The following is an 8384-nucleotide window of genomic DNA, read 5'->3' as shown; positions in this document are numbered from 1 at the left end:
CTGGCCGAGCGCGGGGTCACCGTGCTGAGCCAGACCCCGTCGGCGTTCGCCCCGCTCACGGAGGTGGAGCGCACGCGCCACGATCGGCTGCCGGTCCGGCTGGTGATCTTCGGGGGAGAGCCACTGCCGGTCAGGAGCCTGCTTCCGTGGCTGGACCGGTATCCCGAGACCCGATGCCGACTGGTGAACATGTTCGGCATCACCGAGACCACCGTGCATGTCACCGCCGAGACCGTCACCCGGTGGCACGCGCTCGCCGGATCGAGGTCCGTCGGCAGGCCGGTCCCCGGATGGCGGGTGTACGTGCTGGACGAGTCCGGGCGGCTCGCGCCGCCGGGAGTGGCGGGCGAGATCCACGTCGCCGGCGCCGGTGTCGCGCTCGGCTACCTGCGCCGTCCCGGCCTGACCGCCGAACGTTTCCTGCCCGATCCGTTCGGCGGCGGGCGGATGTACCGCACCGGTGACCGGGGGCGGCTGCGGCCGGACGGCGTGCTGGAGCACCTCGGCAGGCAGGACGACCAGGTCAAGCTGCGCGGGTTCCGCATCGAACCGGACGAGATCCGGTCGGTGCTGGCGGAGGGCACCGGGGTGGTCGCGGCCGCGGTCACGGTGCGCGGGGCGGACGCGGCCGCCAGACGGCTCGACGCTTACGTGGTGCTCTCGGAGGGGACCACGGCGGCGGTGCGGGAGCGGATCGCCCGGATCCTGCCGGACCACATGGTGCCGGCGACCATCACCGCGCTGCCCGCGCTTCCGATGACCGCCAATGGGAAAGTGGACCTCGCCGCGCTACCGGACCCCGTCGAGGCTGTGCCGGAGTCCGATGTGGACGATGAACCTCCGGCGGGAGTGGACGGCCTCGCCGGTGAGCTGCTGGCGGTCTGGCGGCAGGTGCTCGGGTTCGCCGTCGGCGCGTCCGACAGTTTTTGGGAGGTGGGCGGGAATTCCCTGCTGGCCATGCGGATCGCGGCGGCCATGCGCGAGCGCGGATTGCCGCCGCTGCATCCGCGCGCGCTCTACCTCAACCCCACGGTGCGCAAGCTCGCGGCCTCGTTGACATCGTGAGCCGGAACCCCTCAGGTGGGGCTCTGGACGATCCGGTTTTCCCAGGCCCACGCGGCGATCCCGACCCGGTTGCGCACCCCGAGCTTGGTCTGGATCCCGGCGACGTGGCTTTTGACCGTGCTCAAGGAGATGAACAGTTCGGCGGCGATCTCCCGGTTGGACAGGCCCCGGGCGATGGTCCGCACGACCTCCATCTCGCGCCCGGACAACGACGCCGTCCGCGCCGGGTCGGCCTGCGATACCTCGCCGGTTTCGTTCAGATGCTTGAGCAACCGGAGGGTGATCGACGGCGAGACGAGCGCTTCGCCGTTGTGCGCGGCCCGCACCGCCTCGATGAGCAGCGCCGGTCCGGCGTCCTTGAGGACGAAGCCGACGGCGCCGCCGCGCAGGGCCCCGTAGACGTACTCGTCGAGATCGAACGTGGTGACCACGACGATCCGGATCGGGTCGGGCACCCCGGGGCCCGCCAGCGTGCGGGTGACCTGGATGCCGTCGAGCTTGGGCATCCTGATGTCCACCAGGCAGACGTCCGGCCGCAGCCGCCTGGCCATCGTGATCGCTTCCGCGCCGTCCTCGGCCTCCCCGATGACCTCGATGTCGGACTGGTCCTCCAGGATCAGCCGCAGGCCCGCGCGGACCATCGCCTGGTCGTCGGCGAGCAGGATCTTGATCGTCATCGGGGCTCCCTGGTGGGGATGGGCAGAGTCGTCCGCACGGACCAGCCCGCGCCGGAGGCCCGCGGTCCGGCGGACAGTGTCCCACCGAGCGTTTCGACACGTTCGCGCATTCCGATCAGACCGTAGCCCCCGCGGTGACCGGGCCGGGCGGGACTCGGCGAGGCGTCGTCGACGACTTCGACGGTGACGCCCTTGGCGTCGCGGTCGACGGTGACGTCGACCGAACGGGCGTGCGGCGCGTGCCGCAGCACGTTCGTCAGCGCCTCCTGGACGATCCGGTACACCGTGCTGGTCACCTCGGGCGGCCAGTCCGACGAGCCTTCGGGAGAGCTGAGCCGGACGTTCGCGTGCTGCTTGCCGAACCGCTGGACCAGCTCGTCCAGCCCCTCCGGTTCCGGCGCGGTCGGCGCCGTGTCGTCGGTGTCGCGCAACAACTCCACGACGCGGCGCATCGCGACCATGGCGTCGGAGCCCGCGGCCTCGATCTCGACCAGCGACGCCGAGACCTTTTCCGGATTCCGCCGCGCGACGACCTGCGCGGCCTGCGACTGGATCAGCATCCCGGTGAGGTGGTGGGCCACGATGTCGTGCAGTTCTCTGGCGAGCTCCAGCCGTTCGGCCCGGCGTACCTTGTCGGCGGCCGCCCGCGCCTTGCCGTCGTACAGCCGCAGCGCCAGGCCCGCGGCGACCCCGGCCAGCCAGGTCGCGGCGGCGATCGCGGGGACGGCCGACACCGGCCCGACGGCGAGCTGGACGACGATCATCAGCAGCCCGGCGCCCGCGATGGCGGCGGCCCGCACCGGCGCCAGTGCCCGGACCGCGGACCCGGTGAGCACCGCGAGGCCCAGTGCCATGGCGGGGCCCGGTTCGGCGGGGAGCCGGGTGATCGGCAGCAGGCCGATGAAGATCGTGAGCGCCGCGACGGCGAGCCCGGCGACCGCGGTCCAGGTCCGCTCGCGCCGGCGGGCCAAGGCGAGCCCGCACACCACGACGGCGGCGAGGGCGCCCGGAATCCAGGACGCGCCGCCCCAGCTCGACGCGAGCGCGAAGATCTGGATCGCGACGGCGGCGAGGAACAGAGCGCCGAGTCCGGCGTCGGAAGCGACCTTGGCCCAGCGATCCGGAGTGGTCACGACGGTCAGGTTACCGAATCGCCGCCGCACGGACTTGCCGTGCGGCGGCGACTCGGGAAGCCCGAAGCGGTCGGACGTGGGGGTGTCGTCCCTGCCTGCGGGCCGAGCGGTGGACATGGCGAGGTAGACGTCTTCGTGCACGTCAGCGGTGGAATGAATCGGACCTGTACTGCGGCGCGGGACCGGTGACCCGGAGGTGGTGATCGCGGGTGCGCAGCGACGGCCCCACCACCAGCGCGACGACCATCGCCGTGGTGGCCAGGACCGGCACCGTGTCCCGCCCGTCGAACCAGGCGCCCACGTTCACCGCGATGCCGCCCGCGGCGATGGCGACGGCCGGTCCGACCGGAAGCGTCCTGATCGCGGAGCCGACGAGTACGGCCAGCGCCAGGCCGGTGATGGGCGAGGGCTCCTTCGGCAGCGAGTCACCGGCGATCAGCGACACGATGACCGCGACGGCCGCGACCGCCACACCGGCGCCCGCGATCAGCGTCTTCTGCCGCTCGCGCAGCAGCGCCAGAGCGGACAGCACCACCGCGACGAGCGTGCAAAAGACCCATGACGCTCTGCCCCAGCTGTTCATGAGCATGACCGCCGTGAACGCGATGCCCGCGGCGAACACGATGCCGAGCCCGACGTTGACCATGATGCCCGCTGGCCGTTGCGCTGAAGTCATGTGCTTGAGAATAGGAAGGGCGGGCTCCCGGGGAACCAGCCGAAAGTACAGGAGCGTGCGGGAAAAGCCGTGCTTTGGGCCGATATTGACAGTGCGGCGATCCGGCCCTCGGCGCCTAAAGTGCTTCTCACCGCAGAACTTCACCTACGTGTCGAAGGGCGCGCCGTGGCCGAAGAGACCGCTTTAGCATCGACCCAGAACGAAATGGTGGAGGCGGAGCACGCCGTCTCACCCGGACGTGGCCTGGCACGGCTGCGGTTCTGGCGCTCGCCGCCGGATCAGCCGCGCTGGGCGCGTCCCGCGTTGCTCGGCATCGTCGTTCTCGCGGGGGCGTTGTATTCGTGGAACATCGGGCGGAGCGGGTACGCGCACTATTACGCGGCGGCCGTGAAGAGCATGTCGGTGAGCTGGAAGGCGTTCTTCTACGGCGCCTTCGATCCCGGCGCTTCGATCACCCTGGACAAACTCGCCGGAGCCTTCGTGCCGCAGGCGTTGTCGGCGCGGATCTTCGGATTCCACGAGTGGTCGCTGACCCTGCCACAGGTCGTTTGGGGCGTGCTCTCGGTTTTGGTGCTCTACCGCTTGGTCCGGCGCTGGCTCGGCCCCGCCGCGGGCTTGCTGGCGGCGGGCCTGTTCGCGGTCACGCCGATCGTGGCGTCGGTCTTCGGCCACGCCATGGAGGACGGCGCGCTGATCCTGTGCCTGCTGCTCGCCACGGAGGCGTTCGCGATCGCGGTGACGCGCGCCAGGACAGGCTGGCTGATCCTCGCCGCGATCTGGGTGGGGATCGGTTTCCAGATGAAGATGCTCGAGGCCTGGATGGTGGTGCCCGCGTTCGCCGTGACGTATCTGCTCGTCGCTCCCGCGTCATGGCGGCGGCGGGCCGGGCAGCTCGCGATCGCCGGCGTCGTGCTGATCGCGGTCTCGTCGAGCTGGATCCTGTTGTACACGGTGACTCCCGCGGGGGACCGGCCCGCGGTGGACGCGACCACCGACGACAACGCGTTCGCCATGGTCTTCGGGTACAACGGCCTGGACCGGTTCGGTCTGCACGTTCCGGGCGCCGCCCGCACCGACTTCACGGATCCCTCGCTGTCCACCGACCTGACGCTGCCTCCGGAGCTCGAACGCCTGGCCGCCCCGCAGCCCGGGCTCCCGGAACAACCCGGGGAGCCGGAGCCCGTACCGGAGCCGGCCCCGGCACCCGCGGCCGAGGATCCGCCCCAGGCCTGGCACAAGCTGTTCGGCGATCGCTACGCGACCCAGGTCGGCTGGCTGTACCCGCTGGCCTTGGTGGGGCTGGTGGCCGGTCTCGTGGTGTACCGCCGTACCCGGCGCACCGGCCAGGAGTGGGGCGGGTTCGTGCTGTGGGGGCTGTGGCTGGTCACTTTCGCCGTGGTCCTCAGCCGGATGACCGTCATGCACAGCGCGTACCTCGCCGCCCTCGCGCCACCGCTCGCCGCGCTGGCGGCGGCGGGGACTGTGCTGAGCCTGCGGCTGTATCGCGAGCGCCGGGCGGCCTGGCTGCCGCCGTCGGTGCTCGTCGCGCAGCTCGCCTGGACGGCGTACCTGGCCTCGCGGTACGCGGATTTCCTGCCCTGGCTCGCTTGGCTCTCCCTCGGCGGGGCGGCGGTGGCGGCCGCCGTGCTGATCGTCGGGGCCCTGCGGCGCGCCCCGGTCGCGCGCGCGGCCGTCGCCGGTCTCGTCGCGGTGCTGGTGCTTCCGTGTGCCTGGGGTCTGTCGGCTTTCGACCACCGGTACGCGGGTAGCGCTTTCGAGGCCGGTGCCGGGCCGAGCGGACCGGTCGGGGTGGATCTGGACAGCGACACGAAGGACACCCTGACCGACCCGCAGCGGAAGATGTTCGACTACCTGATGGCACACCGCGAAGGCGCGCGCTACGTGGCGGCTACGACGTCCTGGCAGACCGCCGGTCAGTTCATCGTGCCGACCGGGGAATGGTTCCTGCCGATGGGCGGATTCTCCGGCCAGGTACCGCGGCCGACCCTCGAGGGCGTGCGGCGACTGGTGGAGACCGGGGAACTACGGCATGTCGTACTGGGTGGCGCGGGTGGCCTGTTCACGAACGATTCGGAGTTGTACCGGATCGTGGCCTGGACGGCCACGAATTGCCCGCTCGTACCGCCCGCCGAACACGGTGGGGACCCGGGGCTCTTCGTCTTCCGTTGCGCCGCCGGTGCCTGAGCGCGAAAATCGCCAGTCGATCGCGACCTTTGACCGTCCACAAGAGACGCTCTTGCCAGTTGGAACGCCCGTTTTAGGAACTTTGCGTGACCTTATCGCAGGGGGTCGTGAGTGGTAAAGAGGGTTCTAACCCTCTTTACCACTCACGACCCCTTCATAAAGTGTCGCAAAATGCCCAAAACGGGCGTTCCAGCTGAAAAGGGTGTATCATGTGGACGGTCGACGTCGCGATCTGCTCCCGTAGAACAGTTCAGGCAGGGCTGCGAAGGCCCTGCTCGGCAGAAGACTCGATCACGCCACCTTTGCCTTGCCCCTCAATAGAACCGGCTCTATCACTCAAGAACACCCGATCTCGGAACCGCTACACCACAGCGCCGTTCGAATTCAGGAACAGAGGCCGGTCGTCGAGGTAGCGCGTAACGGCCTCGTCGAACAACCGTCGCTCCGTTTCTTCGCGTTCGGCGGGGCTGAGCACCGGCGGGCCGCCCGTCCGTTCGGTCAGCCGGTCCAGCGCGCCCAGCAGTACGGACTCGTCGTGCCGCCGCACCGCCAGTACGGAGGAGGCGGCGAGGACCACGGTGTACCGGTCGGCCAGCGCGAAGGCGGCGGGCGACGCGTCGATGGCGAGGTCCGCGGGTCCGAGGGTGGCGCATTCGTCCCGCAGCCTCCGTAATTCGTCCGCGTAGCGCGCCGTGAACCGGCGAACGGGATCGGAGTCGTGGGGTGACGCGTCGCCGCTGATCTCGGCCAGGGCGCCGATGATCCCGTCCTGGCGGGGCATTCCCGCGCTCAGCCGGTCGAGGGACAACGCGGGAAGGTCGCCGCCGAGGTCGAACAGCGAAGGCGGGGCGGCCGGGCCGGAGAGCCACGATCGCCTGGCCAGCCGGGGGAGTTGCGGCAGCAGCGTCACCAGCGCGGCGCTGAGCGACACGTGGGCGAAGGTGGCGGGCGCGATGTCCCTCGCCAGCTTTTGGAACATCGCGTACTGGCCCTGCCGGAGGTAGGAACGCGCACCCAGCACCGCGCGCAGGTCCGCGAACGCGTCGAGCAGCATCCGCGCGGTCAGGTATTTCGCCGCCGGGGCGTAGACGCCCATCGACTCCGGCGCCAGGTGCAGGGCGCGCAGGATCACCGACGAGAACGCCTCGATGGCCAGCAAATCGGCGTAGGCGCGGGCGATCGCCGCGCGCACGTACGGCAGGTCGGCGGCCTTACCGCCGTAAAGCCGCCGGTCGAGCGAGCACCGGATCGCCAGTCGCAGCGAGGTTTCCAGCGGGCCGGCGAACATCGCGGCGCCCACCGACCGGGTGATCTGGTACGAGCGCAGTGCCACCTCGACGCCTTGGCCGGGGGTGCCGATCAGGGCGTCGCCGGGGAGGGGGCAGTCGTCGAACTCCACACCGCCCAGCTGGACTCCCCGCATCCCGGAGCTGTGGTAGCGCGGCAGGTCCCGCAGCCTGGCGGCGGGCAGTTCGTCCCGCGTCACGAGGAACTGGCTGTGGCCACGGCTCCCCGCCGGGCCGGTGCGGGCGAACAGCACCATGGCCTCGGCCCGGCGCAGGTTGGTCACGATCTCCTTGCGACCGGAGAGCAGCCAGCCCCCGCCGTCCGGCCGGGCGGCGCACTCGGCGTGCGCGAAGTCGTTGCCGTGCGCCAGTTCGTGGAAGGCGGCGGCGATCCGGCGGTTCGCCAGCAGCAGGCGGGCCGTGCGGCGGCACTGCTCCTCGTCCCCGGTGGTCCAGACGTTGACGGACGCGATGAGGGAGCTGAGACCGTAGCCGAGCCCGAGACACGGGTCGCGCCGCCATACCGTGCGCAGCACCTCGGCGAGCCGGTCGGCGCGTTCCAGGCGGCCGCCGTGGGCCACGGGAACGAACTCGGCGTTCAGGCCGTACTCGTCCAGCACGCGTTCGCCCGCGGCGAGCATCTCCCGCCGTTCGTCGGCGGCGAGGACCGCGGTGTGGCCCACCGGGTTCTTCTCGTCCCAGGCGTCGCCGAACAGCGCGTCCAGTTCGGCGGCGCTCATGACCGGTCCGCCGGGAGCATCGGCGTGCCGAACGGCGTGACCGGGCCGCCGACGCGGACGGCCGCGGCCACGTGTCCCGCGAGCGCGTCGTCGATCCGGTCGTCTCCCGCCTCGGCGCCGGGCACGGGGAGCCGCAGCCTGGCGGCGAGCCTGGCCCGCAGCGCGCGGAGCGCGGCCCGCACCCAAAGGCCGTTCTCCCACAACGGTTCGTCCCGGTGCCGCTCGGCCGACCAGGTGTGCAGGCACGCCGCGCCCGCGTAGCAGAGTTCGTAGGCCTCGGCGAGTTCGTAGGCCGCCATCGGCGGGCGGGCGGCCGGAGCGACGCCGGCCATCAGTTCGTGGATCTTTCCGGCGGTGGCGGCCAAGGCGGTCGCGTGCGCCGCGAGCCCGTCCGGCGCGGATCCGGTGAGCGAGGCCGCCAGCCGGGGAAGGGATTGCACCAATGAGCATCCCCGCCGCGACACCAGCGCGAGGGCACCGCGGTCCAACGGACCCGGCGCGCCCCCGATCGACACCGCCGCCGCCAGTCCGCCGCCGTCCACGGTGCCGGCGGCGAATTCCTTCACCAGCCGGGGGAACTGCTGGACCAGCGCGCCGCGGTT

General features: G+C 71.3%; 7 protein-coding genes. 2 read left to right on the top strand and 5 right to left on the bottom strand.

All coding sequences use genetic code 11. The annotated features are described in order from the left end of the window. Positions 1-1065 (top strand): non-ribosomal peptide synthetase (locus CFP71_RS41935; RefSeq protein WP_143267279.1); only part of this gene is annotated, 1065 nt, incomplete at its 5' end. An 11-nt stretch (positions 1066-1076) separates the two neighbouring features. Here CFP71_RS41935 and CFP71_RS41930 read toward each other — a convergent pair. From CFP71_RS41930 to CFP71_RS41920, 3 genes are read right to left on the bottom strand one after another with little or no spacing between them, the layout of a single operon-like run. Beyond that, a complete protein-coding gene (locus CFP71_RS41930; RefSeq protein ID WP_093939411.1) occupies positions 1077-1742 on the bottom strand; it encodes a response regulator in 666 nt (221 codons plus the stop codon). Continuing rightward, on the bottom strand, positions 1739-3016 hold the full coding sequence (locus CFP71_RS41925) for a sensor histidine kinase (protein WP_244200039.1): 1278 nt from the start codon (positions 3014-3016) through the stop codon (positions 1739-1741). The genes CFP71_RS41930 and CFP71_RS41925 overlap by 4 nt, the downstream gene beginning before the upstream one ends. Position 3017: 1 nt before the next feature. Continuing rightward, a complete protein-coding gene (locus CFP71_RS41920; protein WP_244200038.1) occupies positions 3018-3551 on the bottom strand; it encodes a metal transporter in 534 nt (177 codons plus the stop codon). 165 nt (positions 3552-3716) lie between these two features. Here CFP71_RS41920 and CFP71_RS41915 point away from each other — a divergent pair, with 165 nt between their 5' ends. Further along, complete coding sequence (locus CFP71_RS41915; RefSeq protein ID WP_244200037.1) at positions 3717-5756, top strand: ArnT family glycosyltransferase; 2040 nt, start codon at positions 3717-3719, stop codon at positions 5754-5756. 361 nt (positions 5757-6117) lie between these two features. Here CFP71_RS41915 and CFP71_RS41910 read toward each other — a convergent pair whose 3' ends face one another. Continuing rightward, entirely contained in the window at positions 6118-7782 is a 1665-nt protein-coding gene (locus CFP71_RS41910; protein WP_167406479.1) for an acyl-CoA dehydrogenase family protein, read from the bottom strand. Continuing rightward, the coding region (locus tag CFP71_RS44510; RefSeq protein ID WP_208636156.1) for a hypothetical protein at positions 7779-8384 on the bottom strand (606 nt) is incomplete at its 5' end. The genes CFP71_RS44510 and CFP71_RS41910, both read right to left, overlap by 4 nt.

This window comes from Amycolatopsis thailandensis (assembly GCF_002234405.1).
Lineage (GTDB): Bacteria > Actinomycetota > Actinomycetes > Mycobacteriales > Pseudonocardiaceae > Amycolatopsis > Amycolatopsis thailandensis.
Note: the sequence above shows the minus strand (reverse complement) of the source record. Positions and strands in the feature narration are given on the sequence as shown.